Source organism: Pseudomonas sp. B424, from assembly GCF_055408345.1.
Genome location: NZ_JBUZTL010000004.1, coordinates 83,068 through 108,570, shown reverse-complemented (window position 1 = coordinate 108,570; position 25,503 = coordinate 83,068). Strand labels below are relative to the sequence as shown.

Here is a 25,503-nt window from a genome sequence, read left to right as displayed (position 1 = left end):
CTGCGTGCGCTCGCCCTACAGTCAGTTTAGGCGAGTATTATGACCGCGTATTTCACTCTCAAGGTACTTTGCAATGGCTGCTGCTCTCCTGAAAAAAGTCCTCAATACCGCTGCGTTGCTGACGCTGATGGCCGGTGCCAGTGCGGCGTTTGCCCATGCCCACCTGGAACAGTCGACACCGGCGGCCGACAGCACTGTCAACAGCGCTGACCAACTGCGGCTGGTCTTCACCGAAGGCGTGGAGCAGGCGTTCACCAAGGTCGTTGTTACCCATGACCAGGCACCGGTGGCGGTGAGCAGCATCAAGACCGAGCCTGCGAACAAGAAAGTCCTGATCGTTACACCGGCCCGGCCCTTGCCCGCGGGCACCTATCACGTGAAGTGGAATGCCGTGTCGGTCGATACCCACAAGAGCGCAGGCGATTACAGCTTTACGGTGAGCAACTGAGTTGATCGTCAGCGAAATGGTCATCTGCCGTTTTGTGCATTTTTGCGCTGTGTTGCTGATGTTCGGGGGCTGTGCATTCAGGCCCTTGCTGCTTGGCGCCTGGCCGGCCGGCGGGATTGACCGGGCATTGCGCACGGTCAACCGCGGGTTGGCCTGGGTGGCACTGGGCAGTGGCCTGGTCTGGTTATTGCTGACCACCCATTCGATGGCCGGTAGCTGGCCCGAAACCCTGGACCCCGCCACGTTGTGGCTGGTGTTGGGCAGTACCTTTTTCGGGCAGGTCTGGACCTGGCACTTGCTGTTTAGCGTGTTGCTGTTGATCGCCCTGTATACCCAGAGCCGTTTTTACGTAACGTGGCTATTGAGCTTCGTGTTGTTGGCCACTCTTGCCCCGGTCGGGCACGGTGCGATGCTGGATGGCTGGCGCGGGCAATTGCTGATGCTCAACCAGTTGATTCATCTGGTGTGTGTGGCGGCCTGGGTCGGTGGTCTGATGGGGTTGCTGCTGATCCTTGTGCGCCCGCCCGGGCAAGCGGTGGCCGTGGTGTTGCGGCGCTTCAGCAACCTGGGTTTCGGGCTGGTGGCCGGGATCATTCTGACGGGGCTTATCAATACCCGGGTGCTGACCGGTGCGCTCTGGCCTACGCCTTTGTTTGAAGGTTTCGCACTGATCCTGTTGATCAAAGTGACGCTGGTGGGGGTGATGCTCGTGCTCGCGCTGTTCAATCTGGTGATGAGCCGCCTGGGGCACTTCGTGCTGTTGCGCAGCAGCGTGGCGTTTGAATGGCTCTTCGGGCTGGCGGCAGTGGCGGCAGTTTCATTGCTGGGCACCATGCCGCCGCTGGTGGTGAGCCAAGTGCTTTAAATTCCTGTAGACACTCTGTTACCGGTGATGACCCCTGCTCGCGAGTGCTCTTCGTGATCAGGCTCGCTCCCACGGTTGAAGTATCTCTGTAGCCTCGGCAGCGGCTACAGGTTCAGATCAATAAAAACGCCCCCAGCAAACCGCCGAAAATCAGCCACTTCTCCAGGTAGTAACGCGTACGGTTGCGCTTTTTCAGTGCCTTGCCACGCAGGCGAATCTTGTACAACCGGGTAAATGCCCGGTTCAGGGCGCCGGTTTTATCACTGGCATCGTTGGGTGAGCTGGCGGATGCCATGACCGTGCGGCTGAACCACTGGTTGAAAGCGGTTGCCCAGCGGTATTGCATCGGGCGTTCTACATCGCAGAACAGGATGATGCGGTTTTTATCGGTGGTGTTTTGGGCGTAATGAATGAAAGTTTCGTCGAACATCACGGCTTCGCCGTCACGCCACGTGTAGTTTTGCCCGTCGACGTTGATATAACAGCCCGGGTCCTCGGGGGTGTCCAGGCCCAAATGAAAGCGCAGCGAACCCGCATAAGGGTCGCGATGACGCACCAGTTTTGAGCCAGGGGGCAACTCGGCAAACATGGCAGCCTTGATGGTGCCGATGCCGTTGAGCAACTCAATGGTCCGCGGGCACAGTTCGACAGCCGAAGGGTGATTGTCGCCATACCACTTCAGGTAAAAGCGCTTCCAGCCACTCTTGAAGAACGAATTGAACCCTACATCGTTGGGCTGCTCGGAGCGTTTGATTTCACCTGCCTGCATCAGGTTGCGCGCTTCTTCGCGGATCTCCTGCCAATGATCCAGCAAGGGCTGCAGCTCGGGGAAGTCCGCCGGCTTGAGGTACGGCTGGTTGGGCACTTTGGAGAACAGGTACAGGAAGCAGTTGATCGGTGCCAGAAAAGTCGAGTGGTCGCTCAGCTGGCGCCCCAGCTTATGGCGAACCTTGCCCCGCAGGTGGACATAGGCAATGGACAAAACATAGACAGCAATAATGATGAGTTTCAAGAGAATCGTCACAAGTCAGGAGAAACGCAGGCCGCATACATGCACGTGGCGCGACAGCTTCCAGGAGCTATCAGGGCCGGTGTCGCTTGATGGGAACCACGGTGTAATTAAAACAGCACTTGAGCCATTTTCCAGCTTTTGGGCTCGTTTTTGAACATGTTTTGTTACAGCCTTTGGTCGTGTTGCGCGTAGGGCTTTAGCCGATTCTTTGTGCTACACCACTACTCCTGCGTGCCGAAAATGCCTGATTTCGCCAGTAATGCATCGACTTCGCGGGTGCCGGGGGCAGTGGCGGGGCCTCGGCGGGTAACGGCTATAGCGGCGGCGGCATTGGCCCGTGTTGCCGCCTGTGCGGCGCTATGCCCGCCGGCCAGTGCGGCAATCATTACCCCTGTGTGAGCATCACCGGCTCCGTTGCTGTCAACGGCGTGCACCTTGAAACCGGCGATATGCTGCTGGCCATGACCATCACTGATCCAGCAGCCCTGCGGGCCATCGCGTACAACCGTGAGGCAGTCGTGGGGCAGGCGTGCCGTCAGTGCGGGCAGGGCCTTAACCAGCGAGGTGAGGCGGGTAAAGCCCTGTGCTTCCGCACTATTGCTGGTCCAGAGGTTCAGGCGCGGCAGCAGGGCGTTGAGCAGATGCGGGTCGATATCGGCCAGTAACGGACCGGGGTCGAAGGACAGGTGCACGCCGGGCGCCAGGCCCAGTATCCAGTCCAGCAGTGACTGGGCCTTGTCGGCATGGAGCAGGCTGTAGCCGCTGACATACACATAGTCATCAGGCAGGACGATGGCCTGCGCCAGGTCTTGGGCAGACAACCCGCCTTCGGCCCCGATACAGGAAATGAACGTGCGTTCGGCGCTGGCTTCTGTCAGGGCGACGCACAAACCGGTGTCCTTGTGCAGGTCGACGGGCAAGGTCATCTGTATGCCTTCGGCGTGCATGGCCGCGCGGGCCAGTTCACCGAACTGACCCTGGCCATGGCGGCCCAGATACAGGGTCGCCATCCCGTTGCGCCGGGCCGCCGCCATCACATTGAAGCCGCCACCGGCGTGAAAGCTGGCGCTATGGGCCAGTGCGTCGCCGCCGGAGCTCGGCAGGGTGTCGAGGGCCATGGCCAGGTCGACGATGACCTGACCGGTATGCAGCAGCCTAGACATGAGCGGTATCCGGAGCAGGCTGGCGACGGTCTTTCGCACCGCCCATCAGGGCATACAAACCGCCTGCCACGACGAATGTCACCACCCAGCCCAGACCGTTGTGACCCAGCCAGGAATCTGCCAGCGGCCCGGCAAACCAGTTGGCGCCCGTGCTGCCCACGCGGGTAAAGCAAAAGCCCAGCACCAGCGCCACGGTCCAGGCGCTCAATGCCCGCCATTCGATGCCCCCCTTGTACCAGTAAGCACTGCTGGCGCTGACATCCAGCAAGTCTTTGGCGCTGTAGTGCTGGCGATGGATAAGGTCGACAACAAAGATGGCCACCCACGCAGTAATCGGAATGGCCGTCAGCGAGATGAAGGTGATGAAGGGGCCGTAAAAGCTGTCGGCGTACAGCATGAAGTAAATCGAGCCACAGAAAATCGCGACAATATCGACGACAACGGCTTGCACCCGCTTGATCTTCACGCCCAGGGTCAAGGTGGTCAGGCCGGCGGAATAGACGGACAGGTGATTGGACAGCAGCAGGCCGCCAAAGGCGCTGAGCAGGTAGGGGACAGCCATCCAGGAAGGCAGCATGTTGCGGATTGCGGCAATCGGGTCGGTGGTAGCGGCCAGGTCGTGATTGCCGACGGCCAGCAAGCCGCCGAGGGTAATCAGCAGCACCAGCGGGATCCCTGCGCCCCAGGCGGCGGAGGCCACCAGTTGCGATGCGCTGACACTGCGCTTTTGATAGCGCGACATGTCAGCTCCGGCGTTGGCCCAACCGATGCCGGTGCCGGCGGCCATGATGCCAATCCCGATAATCATTGCGCTCACGGGCGCAGGTTCGGCGCTGAACACGCCTTGCCAGTCGATCGTGGCGCACAGAAAGCCGCCGACCAACAGATTGAGTGCGCCAAAAACGTAAGTGGCCCATTTTTGAATGATCAGCAGCGTCGCATGCCCCAGGCCGGAAACCGAAAGGGTCAGCAGGGTGAAAATACCGATAAACACCAGGGTGAGCATTGGCGCGTTCTTGGCTTCGGTCGGGGTGTTGAACAGGATTGAGCACAGGGCCAGCAGCACAAAAGCCGCGGTGGTGGTGTTTACGGTTTCCCAGCCGACGCGTGAAACCAGCGAAACCAGCGTGGGGCCAATGTTGCCGCGCACCCCGAAAATGGCCCGTGACAGTGTCAGGCTTGGCGCCCGGCCTCGACGTCCGGCAATGGAAATGACCCCGACCACGGCGAACGAGCCGGCCGCGCCGATCAGGGCAACGATGATGACTTGCCAGATGGCCAGTTGATGAAAGGCCACCAGGGTTGCACCCAATGGCAAGCCGAGGATGCTGATATTGGCCGCAAACCAGACCCAGAACAGTTGCAGGGGATTGCCATTGCATTCGTTTTCGGGGACAGGCTCTATGCCTCGGGTTTCCAGTTGCCCGGCACTGTGCCCGGCGTTTGGGGTGCTCATGGGGGATGGCTCCTGATGCTGTTGTTTTCGTTGCAAGCAGCGTATGTGTGGCACTGGCCTCGGGGGTGAGGCCAGTCGCTTTGCTGTTTGTGGCAGGGGCTTCTATGTGTGGCGAAGGGTTAGCAGATCGCGTACCAGGGGTTCCAGTTGCAGGCTATTGACCTCGGTTATTTGCTCGATCAGTGCAGCCGGCCATAGCTCCAGCCCGCCACAGGCACCCAGCATGGCGCCGAGAATGGCGGCAATGGTATCGGTGTCACCGCCCAGGCTGGCGGCCATGCACAGAGCATCGAAACTGTTGAGCCCGGCGCTTGCGACCCGTTGTGCCAGAGCGAAGGCCGTGACCACGGACTCCTGGGACGCGACTGATGTGCCGATCACGTCATACAGCAGGTCGCCAAGGTTGTCGGGGTTGCACTCGCTGCTTGCCTGTCGGGCCCAGCGGATGCGCGGGCCCATGCGGCCACCGGCGACCCAGTGGCCGTGGTGCTCTGCGATAAAGGCCATTTCGGTGCCCGCATTGAGGGCGTGTTCAAGTTTTTTGCCATTGATCCCGCTGGATACCACAGCCGCTACGGCGGCTGCGCTGGCAATCCCCAGGCTGGTGTTGTGCGTGACCTGACAGGCCTGAACCACGGTATTGATAAACCGTTCCGGTTGCACAATGTCGCTGGCGATGCCCACCGGGGTAATGCGCATGGCGGCGCCGTTGGTGGTTCCATAGCGCCCTGACTGCTCCGGGCTGTGGCCGGCGAGGATCATTTCGATCGCCCGCTTGGTGGAGGGCCCGAGCAGGTCTTGAGAGCCTTTGGCCTGCATGCCGGACTCCCAGGTGATCAGGCGCCGCGCAAGCTGGTTCGGGTCAATGCTGCCGTTGCCTTCGACCAGTAGCTGCCCGACCAGGATGGCTTGTTCGGTGTCGTCGGTGATCGAGCCTGCCACCATGCCCGGCGCAATGGGTTGATCGGCCGGTGCGTTCTCCAGGGTGGTGATGTGCCCGAAGCGGGTCAGGATTTGACCGCGGCTAAATGATTGGGTCGGCATGCCCAGAGCATCGCCCAGTGCCAGCCCGTAAAATGCGCCAAGGGCCCGATCAGTCGGTGTCATGACGGCGTTCCAAACGAGTGGTACATGCGAAAGTGCACAGGATCAAGCCAGCTTTCCACCAGCTCCATGAAACGGCCGTTTCGGTCGAAAGTTGTACGTAGCGCCCGGAGAAAAACGGTTCCGGCGGGGCGGCCGAGCAAGAGTGCATCTTCTTCGTTGAGGGGTTCTGCACCGATCCACTGATCGCCGCGATCACCGACAAAACCATAGGCCGCAAGGGTGATGGTGAGTGAGTCGTCTATCAGGCCTACCCGCGGCAGGCCTTCGAGGCCGCCGGTGGCGGGCATGAGTGAGCGCTCCAGGGAGATGGCGGTGCCATCGTCCCGGCGGCGTCGACGATCCAGGGTAATGAACTGGCTTAAACCGAATTGATGAAGCAGGTCCGGGCGCTCTATGGCCTGGAGTCGTAGCAGTTCTGTGTGGATGCGGGCACCGGTACTGGCCAGGGCCTGGGTCCAGCCGTTGTGCTGGTCGAGCGTTATGCCGTCATACGTAACGATGGCACCGCCTTCGGTTCGCTTGGCAATATATTTTCGCCTTTCCAGTTCGGCCAGTGCGGCACGCAGCGTACTGTGGCCGACGCCCAGCTCTTGAGCCAATTGGTCTTCACCTGGCAGTAGATGACCGTCTGTCAGAAGCCCGCTTTCGATACGGTGGACGAGCTCGTCGACCACCCGTTGTTTTTTATTGAATCGAATCTGTTTAATCATCCACAGAGTAATAGCTCAGCAATGGAGGTTCGGCAATTAATGAGCAGCTGGATGAGCCACAAATTATCAGGTGCAGCAGTGGCTTAACGATCAGCAAAGGCGCCTTGAGCCACTGTTGTCATCAGGGCTCCAGGCGGGTGCAGGCAGGGGTTGGTGTCAGCCGCAGGCCTTGAGGTTGACCGGCCCGACGAAGTCGTTGCCGCGGCCCATGACGCACGCGACCGCTTGGTTGCGTTGACGCTCCCAGGCCTGAACGGGATAGGTTTTGTCCCACGCCTCATAGAGCTGGCGGTCTTGCTTGGACAGACGCAAGTTGTAGCGCTTGCTCATGTAAAAGTAAGTGCGTGCGATCATGCCGCGGATGGAAGGGCGGGGCATGACCTTTTTCGATTTGAAATCGACCTGTGTCAGGCATGATCCATATTGGCCCTTTTGCACGGGTAGCCAGCCAAAGCTGAAGTTGCTTCTGTCCCCGTTGACTTCACCGATGCTGGGTACCAGGTTGTGCAGGTCGGCTTCGGCAACCTTGTACACAGGGTCGTTGCGGGTGCAGTTTTTGCGTCCCCCACTTTGCCAGCATTGGCGCTGATGGCCGATTTGCCAGGCGGGAACGATATGCTCCCATTCGATGCGTGCTGCGCGGTTGGCATTTTTGCGCGGGACGTAACCACAGGCTTTCAGATCGACGCGGTTACCGGTGTATTTGCATCCGCAGTAGAACTCGGTGGACTGCGGTGCATAGAGTTTCCAGGCGACTTTTTTTGCTTCACTGAAGGTTTGCGGTGCCGAAGCCTGTGCGCTTAAAACAGTGAAAAGACTGACCAGTGCCAGTAAACGAACCCTCATCGACTCAGTCTTCCTCAACTACGGTCCAGAAAACATTCACGCCGCCATCATCGCGATAGGCAATTGTGACGTTGTCGTTTTCGGAGATTTCTTCCAGCAGACGTTCCCAGAATTCCGGGTTGTCACCTTCCAGCCGCTCAAGCACCGCCATTTTGTCTTTTTGAGCTTTTGGCGAACTGATGATTTTTTGTATGCGCGTGCCGAAAATTTCGTAAGGGCTTGGTGGGGTCGGCTCTTTCGCCGCTTTTTTAGCCATGATGCGATCCTTGGTGGGCTGTATGCGCATACAGTATTTAACTGCGCCAGATTTGGCAACTGTTTGGTGCACTGGCGAGTCAAAGCGGCGTCAGATTCGCGGGAAACAAAAAGGCCGTCTCCTGATGGGGAGACGGCCTTTTCAAGTCAGTTCGCGCGTGTTTGAAGCGGGCGACTTAGTATTCCCAGAAAATGCGCTGCAGCTCTTTGCTGTCCTGGGTTTTGGTCAGAGCGACCATGGCCAGGATGCGTGCTTTTTGTGGGTTCAGGTCGTGGGCTACAACCCAGTCATTTTTGTCGTCAGGCTGTTCTGCGTTACGCAGTACGAAGCCACCGTTATTTACGTGGGAAGAACGAATGATTTGCACGCCATCCTTACGCAGGGCTTGCAAGGTCGGCACCACGCTCGATGCCACTGAGCCGTTGCCTGTGCCCGCGTGGATGATGGCTTTGGCGCCGGACTGTGCCAATGCTTTGTAGGCAGTATCGTCGACGTTGCCATACGAGTAGGCGATACCTACGTTTGGCAGGCTTTTGATGTCTTTAATGTCGAATTCGGAATCCATGGTGTGGCGCTTGGCCGGCAAGCGGAACCAGTAGGATTTGCCTTCGACGACCATGCCCAGCGGGCCCCATGGGCTTTTGAATGCTTCGGTCTTGATGTTGATCATTTTGCTGACATCGCGGCCGGACTGGATCTCGTCGTTCATGGTGACCAGCACGCCTTTACCGCGAGCCTCTTTGCTGCCGGCAACGGCAACTGCGTTGTAGAGGTTCAGCATGCCGTCAGCCGACATGGCTGTGCCCGGGCGCATGGAGCCGACCACGACGATGGGCTTGTCGGTTTTTTCAACCAGTGTGAGGAAGTAAGCGGTTTCTTCCAGGGTGTCAGTGCCGTGGGTGATCACGATGCCATCGACATCCTTGCTGTCAGCCAGTTCGGCAACGCGGCGGCCCAATTGCAGCAGGTTTTCGTTGGTGATGCTCTCGGATGCAATTTGCATCACTTGCTCGCCACGCACATTTGCCAGTTGGCTCAGTTCGGGTACGCCGGCGATCAGTTTGTCGATACCGACTTTGGCCGCGGTGTAGGTGGCGCTGTTGGCAGCACTTGCGCCTGCACCGGCGATGGTGCCGCCCGTGGCCAGAATGATGACATTCGGCTTGGTGACAGCCTCTTGTGCGTGAGCCGTTGGCAGTGCCAGGAGGAGGGCCAGCGCGCCCGGAACAATTGTTTTCAGCACAGCATTTTTCATTGTTTTTCTTCTCTTATTAATGAGTGTGCCGATGTCTGCACACCAGCACGACACGTGCCATCCTTTGGCCGCGAGCGGTGATAGGAGGCATTATTTATGCCAGTGCGTGATGCCTTTGGAGTATCAGGCAAGTAGTTGATTTATAAGTAATTTTTACTGGCTGTTCATTTGGTTTTTTTGCAGGGGCCGGTTTTCCGAACAAACAGTGATTTTGTTGTTCGGAGATTCGACCGTGCATTGCCTTTTTTCACATTGACAAACAAGAACCAGCTTTCCATAGTGAGGTTCAAGCAAACGTTTGCGCGGCGCTTTTTTGAGCAAGCCACGGCGCGAGCAGGACGTTGCTCACAATAATCATAAGATCGGAGTTACTTCCATGAAGCTGCCCTTTGCTGGACGCCTCCTTGCTGTCGCCATTCTGGCTGCGGCATCCCTTTCCCTCCCTGTCGCTTATGCAGATACGGCCCAAAAACCCAAAGTCGGCCTGGTGATGAAGTCGTTGGCAAACGAGTTCTTTGTCACCATGCAGAAGGGCGGCGAGGACTACCAGAAAGCCCATCCGCAGAGTTTCGATCTGGTCTCCAACGGGATCAAGAATGAAACCGACACCGCCGGCCAGATCGACATCATCAACCAGATGATCATCGCCAAGGTCGATGCGCTGGTGATTGCCCCGGCAGACTCCAAGGCTCTGGTTTCGGCCATCAAAAAAGCCACGGATCGCGGCATTGTGGTGGTCAATATCGATAACCAGCTGGACCCCGAAGTGCTGAAAAGCAAGGGCATCGAAGTGCCGTTTGTGGGGCCCAACAATAGAAAGGGCGCGCGTGAAGTCGGTGAGTACCTGGCGACCAGGCTTCAACCCGGCGATGAAGTAGGGATCATCGAGGGTGTGTCGACCACCACCAATGCGCAGATGCGTACGGCAGGCTTCAAGGATGCGATGACCGCCGCCGGGATGAAGATTGTGCCGGTGCAGTCGGGCAACTGGGAGATTGATGGTGGCAACAAGGTCGCGGCCGGCATGCTTAGCGAGTACCCCAACCTCAAGGCTATCCTGGCAGGTAATGACAGCATGGCGCTGGGGGCTGTATCGGCCATCCGTGCCGCTGGCAAGGCTGGGAAGGTTCAAGTCGTAGGCTATGACAACATCGATGCCATCAAGCCGATGCTCAAAGATGGCCGGGTGCTTGCCACGGCCGATCAGGCTGCAGCCAAGCAGGCCGTTTTTGGCATTGAAACGGCGCTCAAGCTGGTCAAGAAAGAGCCGGTCGAGAACCTCAAGGACGGCATCATCGACACGCCTGTCGAGCTGGTCATCAACAAGTAATTCAATTCGTTGTCGCAGGCACCTGCCCGGAGGGCGGGTGCCCGGAGAAACCCTATGTCTGCTCCAGATGCCAGCGTGGTCCTCTCGGTTAGCGGGATTGGCAAAACCTATACACAGCCGGTGCTGGCAGGCATTGATCTGTCGCTGTACCGCGGCGAAGTACTGGCCCTGACGGGTGAAAATGGGGCGGGCAAAAGCACGCTCTCAAAGATCATTGGCGGCCTGGAAGTTCCGACTCTCGGGCAGATGCAATTCAACGGTCAGGCATACACTCCGGGCAGCCGCTCCCAGGCTGAGCGCCAGGGTGTACGCATGGTCATGCAGGAACTGAACCTGCTGCCCACACTGACGGTGGCTGAAAATCTGTTTCTGGATAATCTTCCCGGCCGTATGGGCTGGATCAACCGCAAGCAATTGCGCAAGGCGGCGATTGAGGCGATGGCCCAGGTCGGTCTGGAGGCGATAGACCCTGACACGCTGGTCGGGGCGCTGGGTATCGGCCATCAGCAGATGGTGGAGATTGCCCGCAACCTGATTGGTGACTGCCACGTACTGATCCTCGATGAGCCCACCGCGATGCTCACGGCCCGTGAAGTCGAAATGCTGTTTGTGCAAATCGAGCGGCTGCAGGCGCGCGGTGTGGCGATTGTTTATATCTCCCATCGACTTGAAGAGCTGGCGCGTGTGGCGCAGCGGATTGCCGTGCTGCGCGACGGTTGTCTGGTGTGCGTAGAACCCATTGCGGATTACAGCAGCGAGCAACTGGTCAACCTGATGGTGGGGCGTGAATTGGGTGACCAGCTGGACCTGGGCGTGCGCAGCCTGGGCGATACGGCGCTCAAGGTCTCGGGGATCTGTCGAGGGGACAAAGTAAAAGATGTTTCGTTTGAAGTCCGAAAGGGCGAAATATTCGGTATTTCGGGGCTGATCGGGGCAGGGCGTACAGAGCTTTTGCGCTTGATCTACGGCGCTGATCTGGCCGACAGCGGCACCGTTGCAGTGGGTTCTGCCTTGCAGGTGGTCAGTATCCGTTCACCAGCAGATGCGGTTAAGCGGGGCATAGCCCTGATTACCGAGGACAGGAAGGGCGAAGGCTTGCTCTTGACCCAGTCGATCAGTGCCAACATCGGCCTGGGCAACATGCACCGGGTCTCCAGCTCGGGTGTGGTCAATAGCCAGCAGGAGGCAGCACTGGCACGGCGCCAGATAGATGCGATGGGGATCCGCAGCAGCGGCCCCGAGCAGGTGGTGTCACAACTCTCCGGCGGCAATCAGCAGAAGGTTGTCATTGGTCGCTGGCTGGAGCGCGACTGTACCGTGCTGCTGTTTGATGAACCGACTCGCGGTATCGACATCGGTGCCAAGTTCGATATTTACCGGTTGCTGGGCGAGTTGACACGCCAGGGCAAGGCGCTGGTCGTGGTGTCGAGCGACCTTCGTGAGTTGATGTTGATCTGCGATCGCATCGGCGTGCTGTCTGCCGGGCGTCTGATTGAAACGTTTGAACGTGACAGCTGGAGTCAGGAGCAGTTGCTGGCCGCCGCTTTTGCCGGTTATCAAAAACGAGATGCGTTGCTCACTGAAGCTGCGCCAAAGGAAGCCTCATGAAATCCACCCCCGCCGTGCGAAAAAGTTCGCACAACTACTATGGAATGGGCACCTACCTCGGCTTGGCTGGCGCCTTGCTGGCCATGATTGTTCTGTTTTCCAGCCTGAGTGATCATTTTTTCTCTTATGACACGTTGAGTACTCTGGCCAACCAGATCCCGGATCTGATGGTGCTGTCTGTCGGCATGACCTTTGTATTGATTATCGGCGGTATCGATCTGTCGGTAGGGTCCGTACTGGCCCTGGCGGCCTCCGCAGTGAGCGTGGCAATTCTGGGGTGGGGCTGGAGCATTCTGCCCGCCGCCTTGCTGGGCATGGGGTGTGCTGCCCTGGCAGGTACGATCACGGGCTCGATCACCGTGGCCTGGAAGATCCCGTCTTTCATCGTTTCCCTGGGTGTTCTGGAGATGGCCCGGGGTGCGGCCTATCAAATGACAGGCTCGCGTACGGCTTATATCGGCGACGCTTTCGCCTGGCTATCGAACCCGATTGCCTTTGGCATTTCGCCTTCTTTCATCATTGCTTTGCTGATTATTCTGATTGCTCAGGCGGTGCTTACACGGACAGTCTTTGGCCGCTACCTGATCGGAATCGGCACCAACGAGGAAGCAGTCCGTCTGGCAGGTATCAATCCCAAGCCCTACAAAATATTGGTCTTCAGCCTGATGGGGTTGCTGGCCGGGGTGGCGGCGCTGTTCCAGATATCGCGTCTTGAGGCGGCAGACCCCAATGCCGGTTCGGGCCTTGAATTGCAGGTCATTGCAGCGGTCGTGATCGGTGGCACGAGCCTGATGGGTGGGCGTGGTTCGGTGATCAGTACTTTTTTTGGTGTGCTGATTATTTCGGTATTGGCAGCAGGGCTGGCGCAAATCGGCGCGACGGAGCCGACGAAGCGTATTATTACCGGTGCTGTCATAGTGATAGCAGTGGTATTGGACACATACCGAAGTCAACGTGCACAGCGACGGAATTGAGTAATGGCAACCATTAAAGATGTCGCGGCAATGGCGGGTATTTCGTACACGACGGTTTCTCATGTTCTGAACAAAACCCGTCCAGTGAGCGAGCCGGTCCGATTGAAGGTGGAAGAAGCCATTGCGCGTCTCGATTATGTCCCCAGCGCTGTAGCGCGATCCCTGAAAGCCAAGACCACAGCGACGATCGGCCTGTTGGTGGCTAATAGCCTGAACCCTTACTTTGCCGAGCTGGCGCGGGGTATTGAGGACTGCTGCGAGCGCAATAATTATTGCGTCATCCTGTGTAACTGCGACGACAACCCTGAAAAGCAGCGTAATTACCTGCGGGTGCTGCTTGAAAAGCGGGTGGACGGGCTGGTGGTGGCATCGGCCGGCGAAGACCTGGGGCTGGCGAGCGGGCTGGTCGGGGTTCGAACGCCGATGGTCATCGTCGACCGCAGCCTCGAGGGTATCGAGGCAGATCTGGTGCGAATCGATCATGAGCTGGGCGCTTATCTGGCCACGCGCCATCTGATTGAGCTGGGGCATCGCGCTATTGCCTGTATTGGCGGCCCGGCAATCACGCGTGTTGCTCAGTTGCGTACGGCCGGGTATTTGCGGGCATTGGCTGAAGCGGGTATTCCGGCCCCCGGGCACTGGATGGTCGAAAGTGATTTCAGCAGCGTGGGGGGCTATCAGGCTGCAGTCGGTTTGCTGGCGAGCAATCGGCCTTCGGCCATTTTTGCCTGCAACGACATGATGGGCATCGGCGTATTGCGGGCTGCCGCCGAGCGCAATATCCGAGTGCCGGAGCAGTTGTCGGTCATCGGCTTTGATGATGTGCAGATGAGCCGTTATGTCTATCCATCGTTGACGACGGTCGGGCAATCGATTTTGCAATTGGGCGAAATGGCTGCGCAGTTGCTGTTGCGGCGTATTGCATTGCCCGAACGGGCGGTAGAACAACGGATCGTGAGGCCCGACATTGTGCTGCGGGAGTCCACCAGAGCCTATGCCGGGGCATCGATCAAGAAGTCCCTCCAAACAATCAATGGATGAGTGCCGATACATGCAAGCAAATGTAGTAGTGGTTGGCAGCCTGAACATGGATCTGGTCACGCGTACCGAGAGGTTGCCGTACCCCGGAGAGACACTCTTCGGGCAGTCCTTCGGCACGGTGCACGGAGGCAAGGGCGCGAACCAGGCGGTGGCAGCATCGCGTCTGGGCGCCCGGGTGGCGATGGTCGGGTGTGTCGGTGATGACGCATACGGCGTGCAGCTGCGCGAAGGGCTGCTGGCTGAACGCATTGACTGTCAGGCAGTGCGCACCGTGTCCGGTAGTGCGAGCGGCGTGGCGTTGATCATGGTCGATGCCGGTAGCCAGAACACCATAGTGGTAGTGGCAGGCGCCAATGGCTGCCTGGAACCTCAGGACATCAAGTCGTTTGATGAGCTTCTGCAGGGCGCCGAGGTGCTTGTGTGCCAGCTCGAAGTGCCGATGGAAACCGTGGGTTACGTTCTCGGCCGTGGGCGCGAGCTGGATAAGATCGTGATTCTTAATCCCGCGCCGGTCAGTGGCCCGTTGCCAGCAAACTGGTACGACACACTGGATTATTTGATTCCGAATGAAACTGAGGCATGGGCGCTTAGCGGTGTGACCGTCGACTCGCTTGAGTCCGCCGAGCTGGCTGCCCGCCGGCTTGTGGCGTTCGGGGCGCGCAAGGTCATTGTGACGCTGGGCGCGCTCGGGGCGCTGTTTGTCAGTGCCCAGCGTGTTGTGCACTTTGCGGCGCCCAAGGTCGAGGCCGTTGATGCCACGGCGGCAGGCGATACATTTGTGGGAGCTTTCTCTGCGGCGCTGGCTTCGGGCAAGGATGAAGAGGAAGCGATTCGCTTTGCTCAGGTGGCCGCTGCGCTGTCAGTCACCCGGGCCGGTGCTCAACCCTCCATTCCACAGTTGAGTGATGTTCAGGGGTTTGACGCACCATGAAAAAAACACCTTTGCTTAATATTGCGCTTTCGCGACTGGTAGCCTCGCTCGGGCATGGCGATATTGTGGTTATTGCCGATGCCGGTTTGCCGGTACCCAAGGGTGTTGAACTGATTGATCTGGCGTTGACCCAGGGAATTCCTGACCTTGCCAGCACGCTGCGTACGCTGCTCAGTGAGATGCAGGTGCAAAGCCACGTGCTGGCCCATGAGCTGCTGCAAGCGCCTTGCCCGGCACTGTCCTGTATTGAGGAGCATGCGGGCAAGGGTGATCTGGGGGACCGATGTTTGCTCACTCATGACGCTTTCAAAGAGCTCTGCCTGCAAGCAAAAGTAATAGTTCGTACGGGAGAGTGTCGACCGTACTGCAATATCGCCTTGGTTTCAGGTGTGATTTTTTAGATTAATAGTACAAGGAGTTGGATATGTTTCGTTTTACGCAGGTTTTTCGCCAGTTAATCAGGAGTGTTTCGCTTTTGTCCGTCATCACGATCTCGAGTGTTCAGGCCGCAGACAAGATTGATTTGATTATCGATACCGACCCCGGCGCGGATGATGTTGTAGCGCTGTTGATGGCCCTGGCTTCGCCCGAGCAGTTGAATGTGCGGGCGATTACCACCGTGGCGGGGAATGTGCGGCTGGACAAGACTTCGCGCAATGCCCGTCTCGCCCGGGAGTGGGCTGGGCGTGAAGACGTCCCGGTCTATGCCGGCGCGCCCCGGCCCTTGGTGCGCTCCCCTATCTATGCCGAGAACATCCATGGCAAGGAAGGCCTGACAGGTGTGCCTGTCCATGAGCCTGCAAAAGGGCTTGAATCGATTAATGCGGTTAACTACCTGATCGATACGTTGCGTGCGGCAAAGCCGGGCAGCGTGACCATTGCGATGCTCGGTCCGCAGACCAACCTGGCGCTGGCCCTGACGCAGGCGCCGGACATTGCCCGGGGGATCAAGGAGGTCGTGGTGATGGGGGGCGCCCACTTCAACGGGGGTAATATCACCCCCGTAGCTGAATTCAACATCTATGCGGACCCGCATGCCGCAGACGTGGTGTTGAAAAGCGGCGTGAAGCTGACCTATGTACCGCTTGATGTCACGCACAAGATCCTGACCAGCGAAGCGCGCATGAAACAGATCGCGGCACTGGGCAATACGGCCGGGAAATTGGTCGGCGATATTCTGAATGAATACGTGAAGGGCGACATGGAGCACTACGGGTTGCCCGGCGGGCCTGTGCACGATGCCAGTGTCATTGCCTATCTGCTCAACCCGGAACTGTTTACCGGGCGTGATGTAAACATGGTTGTGGATACCCGTGAAGGACCGACCTCCGGCCAGACAATTGCGGATTGGTACAACACCCTGAATCAGCCAAAAAATGTTTTTTGGGTCGAGGACGGGGACGCGCAGGGCTTTTTTGACTTGCTGACGTCGCGGCTGGGCCGGTTGAAGTAATTCGAGATCGCGCTGATTTATGTCAGTTTTGAGAGTTGGGTTTCTTTGTATTTTTCGAAAACCTGACTGACAAAAGCTCGGGCAGACTCAGTCCCGAGCTCTTTGACCAAGAGATCAATGCCGATGATGGCCAGCTCTTCAGGGCTGCCCGGGCTGTAAGAGCACTGTCCTTGAGGCCATTTGGCCTTGATATCTGCGTCGATGCTGACTGTTGTCATTGGGTAGCTCGTGAGGGACGTGGGCGTGGAGGAGCGATTTTAGCAAAAAGCCATTCTTAAGCTATCAAGTGACCGGTGTTATTTGCATCAAGGGTGTCTTGGTACCCTCAACTTTTCCATCAAGACCATGGTGCGTGCCACACTTGTACTTTTGAAAGCGGGGCAGTCCATGCAAATTGATTTAAATGATCCCGAGCACCTTACCCTTGCTGCGGTACGCCAATTGCTGGTGTCGGCCAGCGACGATGAACATACTCAGTTGCGCGTAACCAAGGCGGGTATTGCCTATATCTCCAGCGGTGTTGTTGGGGGTGCAGATATCGATGGGCTGCTGTTCAGGCTGGAAACCTGGGCGGCAGGTTCCGGGTATGTCGGTAAAATCGCGGCGAGTGATGAAGTGTGGGTGATGCAAATTTACAACGCCCTCAAAGATAACTGGCCTAATCCGCCATTTGACTACATTGATGTGTACTAATTCTTACACATATTTGGCAATGATTAGGCGCGCACTGTATTTGCCTGCTCGGGCAGTATTGGTCGCGCGTTAGTCAATCCGCGGGTGCCATCTGGCGCCATGCAACCTATTTGCGAAAAAGCTGTCGCAAAGGTTCAGACTTTTTATCTTAAGGAGGCTTCATGTCTTGGAAGCTAGTGTCATTGGGTTCGTTGTTGGCGGTCGTAGCGCTGTCTGGGTGCAGCACGCAAGATTCGGTTAAAGAACCCGTCTCTGATACAGGGCATAGCCGTTGCGATGCCAAGTCAGCATCATTCGTGATCGGCAAAAAAGCTTCGCCAGAGCTTTTGGAGCAGGCCCGTGTGAAGGCCGGAGCACAGAATGCGCGTCTTTTGTCGCCGCATGACGTCATGACGCTCGAGTACCGCTCAGATCGTTTGAATCTGAACATGGATGACAATGCAATCATTACCCGTGTGAACTGCGGCTAAGCAAGCTGACCATATTTCAGGCATAAAAAACCCCGTCACATGGACGGGGTTTTTTTGTTCGAGGGAGATTTACTCCGGACGAACCTGTGCAGCTTGCATACCCTTTTGGCCTTTCTCAGCCACGAAGGAAACGGTCTGGCCTTCTTTCAGGCTTTTGAAACCGTCGCTTTCGATAGCTTTGAAGTGTACGAACAGGTCGTCACCGCCACCTTGAGGAGTGATGAAGCCGAAGCCTTTTTCATCGTTGAACCATTTTACGGTGCCGGTTTGGCGATTAGACATGGTGTATCTCCAAGAAACTTATATTTTCAGTAGTACTGTGCTGCTCAGGCCAACTGGGCACACTGAGCTATCATAGTCGAAATGTGCGCTTTGGGAGCCCCCCTGAACTGCAGATTACTGCAATGTTAGCTTTTGTCTGTCGCTGGTTCTCCCCGAAACCCCCGGTTTATGGGGGTTTAAGGGCTAAAGGCAGTTCAAAAAAAAGCAGCTGCGAATGCATGTTTTTTAAAGAAAAGAGCTTTTCAGGTCGTTTTTACTCTTAAAAGGTTCAGGTTGACCGTGGAATTTGGCGTTATTTGGTTGCCCGGCAGGCTTGAATGGCGTCCAGGGCTTTGGTTCTAAGCTCGGCACTCGGCTGAGTTGTCTTGCTCATCAACTGTTTGATCTCGGCAGTCGAAAACTTCTCGGAGATTTTCTCCGCGCCGCATGCGCAATGCTGTTCGGCTGTTTTTGCGTCCACGCTTTGGCTTGCCGCCGCTACGCAGTCCTTCATGTAGTCTTTTTTTGCGCCGGCCGGCCAGTTGTCGGCCTGAGCGGTCATGGGAAGCAGTAGTGCCAAAGGTGCTGCGAAGATGAGGGCGTGGATCATGCGCATAAGTTGCTCCTTGTAAGCATTTAAACCGAGTGTGTATCACTTGGTATCTGAGAGGTTAGTGCAGCTCAAGTTCACCCTTTTGTAAAAAAGTGCCCTTTATTTTGGCTGCGGCACCGGGTGCGTAACAGAGAGAGTACATCTGTGCTAGCATGCCGCCCTTGGCTATTTTCTGCTTTGCGTGCTCTCTGGGTCGCAATGCTGTGCCATTACCCTTATTGATTTGAACTCCAGTCACTCTGGTTCGGTTTTTGGTTGGCCGCAAGGCTCCTGCCACTGTGAGGCAGGCATACCACCGAATCGCGTACTGGCTCATCCCAACCCACGTGACCTTTGGTAGGGGTCACCACTAGGAGAGGAGGCGCCATGCCAACTATTACTCTTCCCGACGGCAGTCAACGTTCATTCGATCATCCGGTATCTGTTGCTGAGGTTGCCGCCTCTATTGGCGCAGGCCTGGCTAAAGCCACCGTGGCCGGCAAGGTCAACGGCAAGCTGGTTGATGCCTGTGACCTGATTGAAAGTGACTCCACATTACAAATCATCACGCCCAAGGATGAAGAGGGGCTGGAGATCATTCGCCACTCTTGTGCTCACTTGGTCGGTCATGCGGTCAAGCAACTGTTCCCTACGGCCAAAATGGTCATTGGTCCAGTTATCGACGAAGGTTTTTATTACGATATCGCCTATGAGCGTCCGTTCACTCCGGATGACATGGCCGCTATCGAAAAGCGCATGCAGCAGCTGATCGAAAAAGATTACGACGTCATCAAGAAAGTGACACCGCGTGCCGAAGTAATCGATCTGTTTGCCGCTCGTGGCGAAGATTACAAGCTGCGCCTGATCGAAGACATGCCGAACGAACAGGCCATGGGGTTGTACTTCCATGAAGAGTACGTCGACATGTGCCGCGGGCCTCACGTCCCGAACACACGCTTCCTTAAGTCGTTCAAGCTGACCAAGCTGTCGGGCGCCTATTGGCGTGGCGATGCCAAAAACGAGCAGTTGCAGCGTATTTACGGCACTGCCTGGGCTGACAAGAAGCAGTTGGCGGCCTACGTCCTGCGAATCGAAGAAGCTGAAAAGCGTGATCACCGTAAAATCGGCAAGCGCCTTGGGTTATTCCATACCCAGGAAGAAGCGCCGGGTATGGTGTTCTGGCACCCGAATGGCTGGACGCTTTATCAGGTACTCGAGCAGTACATGCGTAAAGTACAGCGCGAAAACGGCTACCTGGAGATCAAGACTCCTCAGGTGGTTGATCGCAGTTTGTGGGAAAAGTCCGGGCATTGGGCCAACTACGCTGACAACATGTTTACCACTCAGTCGGAAAGCCGCGACTACGCGATCAAGCCGATGAACTGCCCTTGCCACGTGCAAGTGTTCAATCAGGGGCTCAAAAGCTACCGCGAGCTGCCAATGCGCCTGGCCGAGTTCGGTGCCTGCCACCGCAATGAGCCGTCGGGTGCCTTGCACGGCATCATGCGTGTTCGTGGCTTTACTCAGGATGATGCGCACATCTTCTGTACAGAAGAGCAGATGCAAGCCGAGTCGGCAGCCTTTATCAAGCTGACCCTGGATGTCTACGCTGACTTCGGGTTCAAGGACATTGAACTCAAGCTGTCGACACGTCCTGAAAAGCGTGTTGGTTCCGATGAGTTGTGGGATCGAGCTGAAAGCGCACTGGCCTCAGCCCTTGACAGTGCAGGGCTGGCGTACGATTTGCAGCCGGGCGAGGGCGCTTTTTACGGACCCAAGATTGAATTTTCTCTGAAAGATTGTCTGGGTCGTGTCTGGCAGTGTGGTACCCTGCAGCTCGATTTCAATCTGCCTATCCGTCTTGGCGCAGAATATGTGTCCGAAGACAACAGCCGCAAGCACCCGGTTATGCTGCACCGTGCGATCCTCGGATCGTTTGAACGTTTTATCGGTATTCTGATCGAGCATTACGAAGGTGCATTCCCTGCGTGGCTGGCGCCAACCCAGGCAGTGATCATGAATATCACTGATAAACAGGCAGATTTTGCTGCTGAAGTTGAAAAAACTCTCAATCAGAGCGGATTTCGTGCCAAGTCTGACTTGAGAAATGAAAAGATCGGCTTTAAAATCCGCGAGCATACTTTGCTCAAGGTTCCTTATCTCTTGGTTATCGGAGATAGGGAAGTCGAGATGCAGACTGTCGCTGTGCGTACACGTGAAGGTGCTGACCTGGGCTCGATGCCCGTCGCGCAATTCGCTGAATTCCTCGCACAAGCGGTTTCCCGGCGTGGTCGCCATGATTCGGAGTAATTATTATTAAGCGTGAAATGAGACAAGATAAACGAGCTGCACCGAAAGCCCCGATCAACGAGAATATCTCTGCACGCGAGGTTCGGTTAATTGGGGCTGAAGGCGAGCAGCTTGGGATTGTGTCAATTGAAGACGCGCTTCTTAAAGCTGAAGAGGCCAAACTGGATTTGGTGGAAATTTCCGCTGATGCAGTACCCCCAGTTTGTAAGCTGATGGACTACGGCAAATCTATCTTCGAAAAGAAGAAGCAGGTTGCCGCTGCAAAGAAAAACCAGAAACAGATTCAGGTTAAAGAAATCAAGTTTCGTCCAGGGACGGAGGAAGGGGATTACCAGGTAAAACTGCGCAACCTGGTACGTTTCCTGAGTGATGGGGACAGGGCCAAGGTATCGTTACGATTCCGCGGCCGTGAGATGGCCCACCAGGAGCTGGGTATGGAACTGTTGAAGCGGGTTGAAGGTGACCTGCTCGAATACGGTACCGTCGAACAGCATCCTAAGATGGAAGGACGCCAGCTGATTATGGTCATCGCCCCGAAAAAGAAGAAGTAATCACTAGGGCACGGCAGGCCTTTTGATTATGTTTATCAACTGAATGCGGAGTACCGAACATGCCAAAGATGAAAACTAAAAGTGGTGCTGCTAAGCGGTTTCTGAAAACTGCTAACGGCATCAAGCACAAGCACGCTTTCAAGAGCCACATCCTGACCAAAATGTCGACCAAGCGTAAGCGTCAATTGCGCGGTAGCAGCTTGCTGCATCCGTCTGACGTGGCAAAAGTGAAGCGCATGCTGCGCCTTTGCTAATTTCGGTCAAGAATAGAGGAAGTAACTCATGGCTCGTGTAAAGCGTGGCGTTGTCGCCCGTAAACGTCACAAAAAAATTCTGAAACTGGCTAAAGGCTACTACGGCGCACGCTCACGCGTATTCCGTGTTGCCAAGCAAGCGGTAATCAAGGCAGGCCAATACGCCTACCGTGACCGTCGTCAGAAAAAACGTCAGTTCCGCGCTCTGTGGATCGCTCGTATCAACGCTGGTGCACGTATTAACGGTCTGTCCTACAGCCGTTTCATCGCCGGCCTGAAAAAAGCTTCCATCGAGATCGACCGTAAGGTTCTGTCTGATCTGGCAGTGAACGAAAAAGCGGCGTTTGCTGCAATTGTCGAGAAAGCTAAAGCCACCTTGGCTTAAGTACCCCCGACAGTTACTCGGGCTTACCTGTGTAGGCCCGGGTGCTAAACGTCTTAAATAGGGGAAGAGCCTTCAAGCTCTTCCCCTATTTTGTATCTGGAGTCTGTACATGGAAAACCTGGATGCGCTCGTCTCTCAAGCACTAGAGGCTGTGCAAAGCGCTGAAGATATAAATGCCCTGGAGCAAATCCGGGTTCAATACCTTGGCAAAAAGGGCGAATTGACTCAGGTGATGAAGACCTTGGGGAATTTGCCGGCAGAGGAGCGGCCGCAGGTCGGTGCTTTGATCAACGTAGCCAAGGAGCGTGTCACAGAGGTTCTCAATGCGCGCAAGGCGTTGTTTGAAGAGGCTGATCTAGCCGCCAAACTGTCTGCCGAGTCCATTGATGTGACCCTGCCTGGCCGTGGCCAGACCTCAGGCGGTCTGCATCCGGTTACCCGGACTCTGGAACGTATCGAGCAGTTCTTTACCCACATTGGCTACGGCATCGCCGAAGGTCCTGAGGTCGAAGACGACTACCACAACTTCGAGGCGCTCAACATCCCTGGCCATCACCCGGCCCGTTCGATGCATGACACCTTCTATTTCAATGCGAACATGTTGTTGCGCACCCATACCTCGCCGGTACAGGTCCGCACCATGGAATCGCAACAGCCGCCGATCCGCATCGTCTGTCCTGGCCGTGTGTACCGTAGCGACTCAGATATCACCCACTCGCCGATGTTCCATCAGGTCGAAGGCCTGCTGGTAGATCGCGATATTAACTTCGCCGACCTGAAAGGGACCATCGAAGAGTTCCTGCGAGTGTTCTTCGAGAAAGAACTGGCCGTGCGTTTCCGTCCTTCGTACTTCCCGTTCACCGAGCCATCCGCTGAAGTCGACATGGAGTGCGTGATGTGCAGCGGTAAAGGCTGCCGTGTCTGCAAGCAGACAGGCTGGCTGGAAGTCATGGGCTGCGGCATGGTTCATCCGAATGTGCTGCGCATGTCCGGGATCGATCCGGAAGAGTTCTCAGGCTTTGCCTTCGGTATGGGTGTAGAGCGTTTGGCCATGCTGCGGTACGGCGTAAACGATTTGCGTCTGTTCTTCGACAACGACTTGCGGTTCCTCGCGCAATTTCGCTAGTCGTAACGAATTCTTAGGAGAGCAGGATGAAATTCAGTGAACAATGGCTGCGTGGTTGGGTAAACCCGCAGGTAGGTCGTGACGAGCTGGTTGCTCGTCTGTCGATGGCCGGTCTTGAGGTTGATAGCGTTACGCCAGCCGCCGGTGTATTCAGTGGCGTGGTAGTGGGCGAGGTGCTGAGCACCGAGCAACACCCCGACGCTGACAAACTTCGCGTTTGCCAGGTCAGTAATGGCTCGGAGACTTTTCAGGTAGTGTGCGGCGCGCCAAATGTGCGTCCTGGCCTGAAAATTCCGTTTGCCATGATCGGTGCTGAACTGCCGGGCGACTTCAAAATCAAGAAAGCCAAGCTGCGCGGCGTCGAATCCAACGGAATGCTTTGCTCGCAAGCAGAGCTACAAGTTGGCGAAGGTAATGACGGCCTGATGGAGCTGCCGGGTGATGCGCCGGTTGGTGAAGACATTCGTGTCTACCTGGAACTCGAAGATGCCAGCATTGAAGTAGACCTGACGCCGAACCGTGGTGATTGCCTGTCTCTGGCAGGTCTGGCACGTGAAGTCGGTGCGCTTTACGCTGCCCCCGTGAGCCGTCCTGCTGTGGCTGTTGTTCCGGCTGTGCATGACGACGTGCGTCCTGTCGAAGTGCTTGCTCCTGCAGCTTGCCCGCGTTATCTGGGTCGAGTCATCCGCAATGTTGACCTGTCCCGACCGACACCGCTGTGGATGGTTGAGCGTCTGCGTCGTGCGGACGTACGCAGCATCGATGCCGCTGTCGACATTACCAACTATGTGATGTTGGAGCTGGGCCAGCCGTTGCACGCTTTTGATCTTGCCCAGATCAATGGCGGCATACGTGTGCGCATGGCGGAAGAAGGCGAAGAACTGGTTCTGCTCGATGGCCAGGAAGTTACCTTGCGCAGCGATACCCTGGTGATCGCTGACCATCATCGCGCGCTGGCGATTGCCGGTGTGATGGGGGGTGAACACAGTGGCGTAACAGCTACGACCCGTGATGTATTCCTTGAAAGTGCTTTCTTTGATCAGATCGCTGTCGCTGGCAAGGCCCGCTCGTACGGTCTGCACACTGACGCATCGCATCGCTATGAGCGAGGCGTGGACTGGAAGCTGGCACGTGAAGCCATGGAGCGCGCCACAGGCCTGCTGCTGGACATCACAGGTGGCGAAGCTGGCCCGATCATTGAAACTGTCAACGAACAGTACCTGCCATCGATCGCGCCGATCACCTTGCGTGCTGCGCGTATCAGCCAGATGCTGGGCATGGAAATGGACTCGGCAGAAATTGAGCGTCTGCTCAGCGCCCTGGGCTTGACTATTAACGTTGACGGGGAAGGGCAGTGGCGCGTAGAAGTGCCTAGCCATCGCTTTGATATCAGTCTGGAAGTTGACCTGATCGAAGAGCTGGCGCGTCTTTACGGCTACAACCGCTTGCCGGTTCGTTATCCGCAGGCCCGGCTGGCACCGCAAGCCAAGGCTGAGGCGCGTAGCGATCTGCCTGAACTGCGTCGTCTGCTGGTTGCTCGTGGTTATCAGGAAGCAATTACCTACAGCTTTATCGATCCGAAACAGTTCGAACTGTTCAGCCCGGGCGTTGAACCCTTGCTGCTGGCTAACCCGATTTCCAATGACATGGCTGCGATGCGTGCGTCCTTGTGGCCGGGCCTGGTCAAAGCATTGCAACACAACCTGAATCGTCAGCAAGATCGTGTTCGCTTGTTTGAAAGTGGTCTGCGTTTTGTCGGTCAGTTAGAAGGTCTTAAGCAAGAACCGATGCTGGCAGGTGTTGTTTGTGGCAGCCGTCTTCCAGAAGGTTGGGCTCAAGGTCGCGATGTTGTTGACTTCTTCGACGTCAAGGCAGATGTAGAAGCAGTGCTGGGCTTTGCTGGCGCCCTGGATACGTTCACCTTCGTACCGGGCAAGCATCCTGCGCTTCACCCGGGTCAGACCGCGCGTATCGAACGTGATGGCCGAGAAGTCGGCTTTGTTGGCGCGATCCACCCTGAGTTGTCGAAAAACCTCGGCCTCGACCGCCCAGTGTTCGTCTTTGAGCTGGTTCTGGCTGAAGTAGCACTCGGTAAAATGCCTAAATTCCATGAGTTATCGCGCTTTCCTGAAGTACGTCGTGACCTGGCACTGCTGGCCGATCGTGACGTTGCAGCCAGTGCTGTACTGGATGTAATCCGTGAAAATGCAGGCGAGTGGCTCACAGACCTAAGGCTATTTGACGTTTACCAGGGTAAAGGTATTGATCCGCATAGAAAAAGCCTTGCAGTTGGCTTGACCTGGCAGCATCCATCGCGCACTCTTAATGACGATGAGGTGAATACTACGACGCAAAATATCCTCACCTCGCTCGAAAAAAGGTTGAACGCCACGTTAAGGAAGTGAC

The 25,503-nt window shown here is 56.6% G+C and carries 28 protein-coding genes; 17 read left to right on the top strand and 11 right to left on the bottom strand.

Features of this window, described 5'->3' with window-relative positions; genetic code table 11:
* Positions 1-73 precede the first annotated feature (73 nt).
* Positions 74-448: a copper homeostasis periplasmic binding protein CopC gene (gene copC / locus ACZRMS_RS07155; RefSeq protein ID WP_463994720.1), complete on the top strand. Its 375-nt coding sequence runs from the start codon at positions 74-76 to the stop codon at positions 446-448.
* 4 nt (positions 449-452) lie between these two features.
* On the top strand, positions 453-1,313 hold the full coding sequence (copD, locus tag ACZRMS_RS07150; protein WP_463994896.1) for a copper homeostasis membrane protein CopD: 861 nt from the start codon (positions 453-455) through the stop codon (positions 1,311-1,313).
* 112 nt (positions 1,314-1,425) lie between these two features.
* Here copD and lpxO read toward each other — a convergent pair whose 3' ends face one another.
* The 8 genes from lpxO to ACZRMS_RS07110 all read right to left on the bottom strand — a co-directional run bounded on the left by lpxO (position 1,426) and on the right by ACZRMS_RS07110 (position 9,118).
* On the bottom strand, positions 1,426-2,325 hold the full coding sequence (lpxO, locus tag ACZRMS_RS07145) for a lipid A hydroxylase LpxO (protein ID WP_463994719.1): 900 nt from the start codon (positions 2,323-2,325) through the stop codon (positions 1,426-1,428).
* Positions 2,326-2,546: 221 nt separating this feature from the next.
* The gene (locus ACZRMS_RS07140) at positions 2,547-3,488 is read right to left on the bottom strand and encodes a PfkB family carbohydrate kinase (RefSeq protein WP_463994718.1); all 942 of its coding nucleotides are present in this window, start codon (positions 3,486-3,488) and stop codon (positions 2,547-2,549) included.
* On the bottom strand, positions 3,481-4,944 hold the full coding sequence (locus ACZRMS_RS07135) for a purine-cytosine permease family protein (RefSeq protein WP_463994717.1): 1,464 nt from the start codon (positions 4,942-4,944) through the stop codon (positions 3,481-3,483). The genes ACZRMS_RS07140 and ACZRMS_RS07135 overlap by 8 nt, the downstream gene beginning before the upstream one ends.
* Before the next feature lie 102 nt (positions 4,945-5,046).
* Complete coding sequence (locus tag ACZRMS_RS07130) at positions 5,047-6,051, bottom strand: ADP-ribosylglycohydrolase family protein (RefSeq protein WP_463994716.1); 1,005 nt, start codon at positions 6,049-6,051, stop codon at positions 5,047-5,049.
* Positions 6,048-6,761 carry a GntR family transcriptional regulator gene (locus ACZRMS_RS07125; RefSeq protein WP_463994715.1) on the bottom strand — a complete coding sequence of 238 codons (714 nt, stop codon included), beginning with the start codon at positions 6,759-6,761 and terminating at the stop codon, positions 6,048-6,050. The genes ACZRMS_RS07130 and ACZRMS_RS07125 overlap by 4 nt, the downstream gene beginning before the upstream one ends.
* 156 nt (positions 6,762-6,917) lie before the next feature.
* Positions 6,918-7,607: an endonuclease gene (locus tag ACZRMS_RS07120; RefSeq protein WP_463994714.1), complete on the bottom strand. Its 690-nt coding sequence runs from the start codon at positions 7,605-7,607 to the stop codon at positions 6,918-6,920.
* Positions 7,608-7,611: 4 nt separating this feature from the next.
* A complete protein-coding gene (locus ACZRMS_RS07115) occupies positions 7,612-7,863 on the bottom strand; it encodes a DUF1654 domain-containing protein (protein WP_048360888.1) in 252 nt (83 codons plus the stop codon).
* A gap of 175 nt (positions 7,864-8,038) precedes the next feature.
* Positions 8,039-9,118 carry an asparaginase gene (locus tag ACZRMS_RS07110; protein WP_463994713.1) on the bottom strand — a complete coding sequence of 360 codons (1,080 nt, stop codon included), beginning with the start codon at positions 9,116-9,118 and terminating at the stop codon, positions 8,039-8,041.
* Between the two features lie 376 nt (positions 9,119-9,494).
* On the opposite strand from ACZRMS_RS07110, the gene ACZRMS_RS07105 reads away from it, so the two are divergent.
* From ACZRMS_RS07105 to ACZRMS_RS07075, 7 genes are read left to right on the top strand one after another with little or no spacing between them, the layout of a single operon-like run.
* Positions 9,495-10,448, top strand: a complete 954-nt coding sequence (locus tag ACZRMS_RS07105) for a substrate-binding domain-containing protein (protein ID WP_463994712.1) — start codon at positions 9,495-9,497, stop codon at positions 10,446-10,448.
* 54 nt (positions 10,449-10,502) lie between these two features.
* Positions 10,503-12,056 carry a sugar ABC transporter ATP-binding protein gene (locus ACZRMS_RS07100; RefSeq protein ID WP_463994711.1) on the top strand — a complete coding sequence of 518 codons (1,554 nt, stop codon included), beginning with the start codon at positions 10,503-10,505 and terminating at the stop codon, positions 12,054-12,056.
* The gene (locus ACZRMS_RS07095; protein WP_463994710.1) at positions 12,053-13,030 is read left to right on the top strand and encodes an ABC transporter permease; all 978 of its coding nucleotides are present in this window, start codon (positions 12,053-12,055) and stop codon (positions 13,028-13,030) included. The genes ACZRMS_RS07100 and ACZRMS_RS07095 overlap by 4 nt, the downstream gene beginning before the upstream one ends.
* A gap of 3 nt (positions 13,031-13,033) precedes the next feature.
* Positions 13,034-14,071, top strand: a complete 1,038-nt coding sequence (locus ACZRMS_RS07090) for a LacI family DNA-binding transcriptional regulator (RefSeq protein WP_463994709.1) — start codon at positions 13,034-13,036, stop codon at positions 14,069-14,071.
* 10 nt (positions 14,072-14,081) lie between these two features.
* On the top strand, positions 14,082-15,002 hold the full coding sequence (gene rbsK / locus ACZRMS_RS07085) for a ribokinase (protein WP_463994708.1): 921 nt from the start codon (positions 14,082-14,084) through the stop codon (positions 15,000-15,002).
* On the top strand, positions 14,999-15,403 hold the full coding sequence (gene rbsD, locus ACZRMS_RS07080; RefSeq protein ID WP_463994707.1) for a D-ribose pyranase: 405 nt from the start codon (positions 14,999-15,001) through the stop codon (positions 15,401-15,403). The genes rbsK and rbsD overlap by 4 nt, the downstream gene beginning before the upstream one ends.
* Before the next feature lie 23 nt (positions 15,404-15,426).
* Positions 15,427-16,455 (top strand): nucleoside hydrolase, encoded by a 1,029-nt coding sequence (locus ACZRMS_RS07075; RefSeq protein ID WP_463994706.1) that lies wholly within the window; start codon positions 15,427-15,429, stop codon positions 16,453-16,455.
* A gap of 17 nt (positions 16,456-16,472) precedes the next feature.
* On the opposite strand, the gene ACZRMS_RS07070 is transcribed toward ACZRMS_RS07075, so the two are convergent.
* The gene (locus tag ACZRMS_RS07070) at positions 16,473-16,673 is read right to left on the bottom strand and encodes a hypothetical protein (protein WP_463994705.1); all 201 of its coding nucleotides are present in this window, start codon (positions 16,671-16,673) and stop codon (positions 16,473-16,475) included.
* A 169-nt stretch (positions 16,674-16,842) separates the two neighbouring features.
* Here ACZRMS_RS07070 and ACZRMS_RS07065 point away from each other — a divergent pair, with 169 nt between their 5' ends.
* The gene (locus ACZRMS_RS07065; protein ID WP_463994704.1) at positions 16,843-17,148 is read left to right on the top strand and encodes a hypothetical protein; all 306 of its coding nucleotides are present in this window, start codon (positions 16,843-16,845) and stop codon (positions 17,146-17,148) included.
* A gap of 161 nt (positions 17,149-17,309) precedes the next feature.
* Entirely contained in the window at positions 17,310-17,618 is a 309-nt protein-coding gene (locus ACZRMS_RS07060; RefSeq protein ID WP_048360898.1) for an I78 family peptidase inhibitor, read from the top strand.
* A gap of 69 nt (positions 17,619-17,687) precedes the next feature.
* On the opposite strand, the gene ACZRMS_RS07055 is transcribed toward ACZRMS_RS07060, so the two are convergent.
* Positions 17,688-17,900 carry a cold-shock protein gene (locus ACZRMS_RS07055; RefSeq protein ID WP_003179963.1) on the bottom strand — a complete coding sequence of 71 codons (213 nt, stop codon included), beginning with the start codon at positions 17,898-17,900 and terminating at the stop codon, positions 17,688-17,690.
* A 292-nt stretch (positions 17,901-18,192) separates the two neighbouring features.
* Positions 18,193-18,495 carry a hypothetical protein gene (locus tag ACZRMS_RS07050; RefSeq protein WP_463994703.1) on the bottom strand — a complete coding sequence of 101 codons (303 nt, stop codon included), beginning with the start codon at positions 18,493-18,495 and terminating at the stop codon, positions 18,193-18,195.
* Between the two features lie 363 nt (positions 18,496-18,858).
* Between ACZRMS_RS07050 and thrS the strand changes: the two genes are divergently transcribed.
* From thrS to pheT, 6 genes are all read left to right on the top strand, one after another.
* Entirely contained in the window at positions 18,859-20,781 is a 1,923-nt protein-coding gene (gene thrS, locus ACZRMS_RS07045) for a threonine--tRNA ligase (protein WP_463994702.1), read from the top strand.
* Complete coding sequence (gene infC, locus ACZRMS_RS07040; RefSeq protein WP_171970586.1) at positions 20,781-21,332, top strand: translation initiation factor IF-3; 552 nt, start codon at positions 20,781-20,783, stop codon at positions 21,330-21,332. The genes thrS and infC overlap by 1 nt, the downstream gene beginning before the upstream one ends.
* 59 nt (positions 21,333-21,391) lie before the next feature.
* Positions 21,392-21,586, top strand: a complete 195-nt coding sequence (gene rpmI / locus ACZRMS_RS07035) for a 50S ribosomal protein L35 (protein WP_003442181.1) — start codon at positions 21,392-21,394, stop codon at positions 21,584-21,586.
* 28 nt (positions 21,587-21,614) lie between these two features.
* Positions 21,615-21,971, top strand: coding sequence for a 50S ribosomal protein L20 (gene rplT / locus ACZRMS_RS07030; RefSeq protein WP_003442184.1), 357 nt, complete (start codon positions 21,615-21,617; stop codon positions 21,969-21,971).
* Positions 21,972-22,080: 109 nt separating this feature from the next.
* The gene (gene pheS, locus ACZRMS_RS07025; protein ID WP_019829200.1) at positions 22,081-23,097 is read left to right on the top strand and encodes a phenylalanine--tRNA ligase subunit alpha; all 1,017 of its coding nucleotides are present in this window, start codon (positions 22,081-22,083) and stop codon (positions 23,095-23,097) included.
* Positions 23,098-23,123: 26 nt separating this feature from the next.
* Positions 23,124-25,502, top strand: coding sequence for a phenylalanine--tRNA ligase subunit beta (pheT, locus tag ACZRMS_RS07020; protein ID WP_463994701.1), 2,379 nt, complete (start codon positions 23,124-23,126; stop codon positions 25,500-25,502).
* The last annotated feature ends 1 nt before the right edge of the window (position 25,503 follow it).

What these genes read in the sequence shown, in the direction of transcription:
- ACZRMS_RS07115 (WP_048360888.1), bottom strand. Translation starts at nt 7,863, where the DNA reads ATGGCTAAAAAAGCGGCGAAAGAGCCGACCCCACCAAGCCCTTACGAA.
- rbsK (WP_463994708.1), top strand. Translation starts at nt 14,082, where the DNA reads ATGCAAGCAAATGTAGTAGTGGTTGGCAGCCTGAACATGGATCTGGTC.
- ACZRMS_RS07070 (WP_463994705.1), bottom strand. Translation starts at nt 16,673, where the DNA reads ATGACAACAGTCAGCATCGACGCAGATATCAAGGCCAAATGGCCTCAA.
- ACZRMS_RS07075 (WP_463994706.1), top strand. Translation starts at nt 15,427, where the DNA reads ATGTTTCGTTTTACGCAGGTTTTTCGCCAGTTAATCAGGAGTGTTTCG.
- ACZRMS_RS07065 (WP_463994704.1), top strand. Translation starts at nt 16,843, where the DNA reads ATGCAAATTGATTTAAATGATCCCGAGCACCTTACCCTTGCTGCGGTA.
- ACZRMS_RS07095 (WP_463994710.1), top strand. Translation starts at nt 12,053, where the DNA reads ATGAAATCCACCCCCGCCGTGCGAAAAAGTTCGCACAACTACTATGGA.
- copC (WP_463994720.1), top strand. Translation starts at nt 74, where the DNA reads ATGGCTGCTGCTCTCCTGAAAAAAGTCCTCAATACCGCTGCGTTGCTG.
- rplT (WP_003442184.1), top strand. Translation starts at nt 21,615, where the DNA reads ATGGCTCGTGTAAAGCGTGGCGTTGTCGCCCGTAAACGTCACAAAAAA.
- ACZRMS_RS07055 (WP_003179963.1), bottom strand. Translation starts at nt 17,900, where the DNA reads ATGTCTAATCGCCAAACCGGCACCGTAAAATGGTTCAACGATGAAAAA.
- rpmI (WP_003442181.1), top strand. Translation starts at nt 21,392, where the DNA reads ATGCCAAAGATGAAAACTAAAAGTGGTGCTGCTAAGCGGTTTCTGAAA.
- ACZRMS_RS07090 (WP_463994709.1), top strand. Translation starts at nt 13,034, where the DNA reads ATGGCAACCATTAAAGATGTCGCGGCAATGGCGGGTATTTCGTACACG.
- ACZRMS_RS07120 (WP_463994714.1), bottom strand. Translation starts at nt 7,607, where the DNA reads ATGAGGGTTCGTTTACTGGCACTGGTCAGTCTTTTCACTGTTTTAAGC.
- ACZRMS_RS07050 (WP_463994703.1), bottom strand. Translation starts at nt 18,495, where the DNA reads ATGCGCATGATCCACGCCCTCATCTTCGCAGCACCTTTGGCACTACTG.
- ACZRMS_RS07060 (WP_048360898.1), top strand. Translation starts at nt 17,310, where the DNA reads ATGTCTTGGAAGCTAGTGTCATTGGGTTCGTTGTTGGCGGTCGTAGCG.
- ACZRMS_RS07105 (WP_463994712.1), top strand. Translation starts at nt 9,495, where the DNA reads ATGAAGCTGCCCTTTGCTGGACGCCTCCTTGCTGTCGCCATTCTGGCT.
- ACZRMS_RS07140 (WP_463994718.1), bottom strand. Translation starts at nt 3,488, where the DNA reads ATGTCTAGGCTGCTGCATACCGGTCAGGTCATCGTCGACCTGGCCATG.
- ACZRMS_RS07100 (WP_463994711.1), top strand. Translation starts at nt 10,503, where the DNA reads ATGTCTGCTCCAGATGCCAGCGTGGTCCTCTCGGTTAGCGGGATTGGC.
- pheT (WP_463994701.1), top strand. Translation starts at nt 23,124, where the DNA reads ATGAAATTCAGTGAACAATGGCTGCGTGGTTGGGTAAACCCGCAGGTA.
- ACZRMS_RS07110 (WP_463994713.1), bottom strand. Translation starts at nt 9,118, where the DNA reads ATGAAAAATGCTGTGCTGAAAACAATTGTTCCGGGCGCGCTGGCCCTC.
- ACZRMS_RS07130 (WP_463994716.1), bottom strand. Translation starts at nt 6,051, where the DNA reads ATGACACCGACTGATCGGGCCCTTGGCGCATTTTACGGGCTGGCACTG.
- thrS (WP_463994702.1), top strand. Translation starts at nt 18,859, where the DNA reads ATGCCAACTATTACTCTTCCCGACGGCAGTCAACGTTCATTCGATCAT.
- ACZRMS_RS07135 (WP_463994717.1), bottom strand. Translation starts at nt 4,944, where the DNA reads ATGAGCACCCCAAACGCCGGGCACAGTGCCGGGCAACTGGAAACCCGA.
- pheS (WP_019829200.1), top strand. Translation starts at nt 22,081, where the DNA reads ATGGAAAACCTGGATGCGCTCGTCTCTCAAGCACTAGAGGCTGTGCAA.
- ACZRMS_RS07125 (WP_463994715.1), bottom strand. Translation starts at nt 6,761, where the DNA reads ATGATTAAACAGATTCGATTCAATAAAAAACAACGGGTGGTCGACGAG.
- rbsD (WP_463994707.1), top strand. Translation starts at nt 14,999, where the DNA reads ATGAAAAAAACACCTTTGCTTAATATTGCGCTTTCGCGACTGGTAGCC.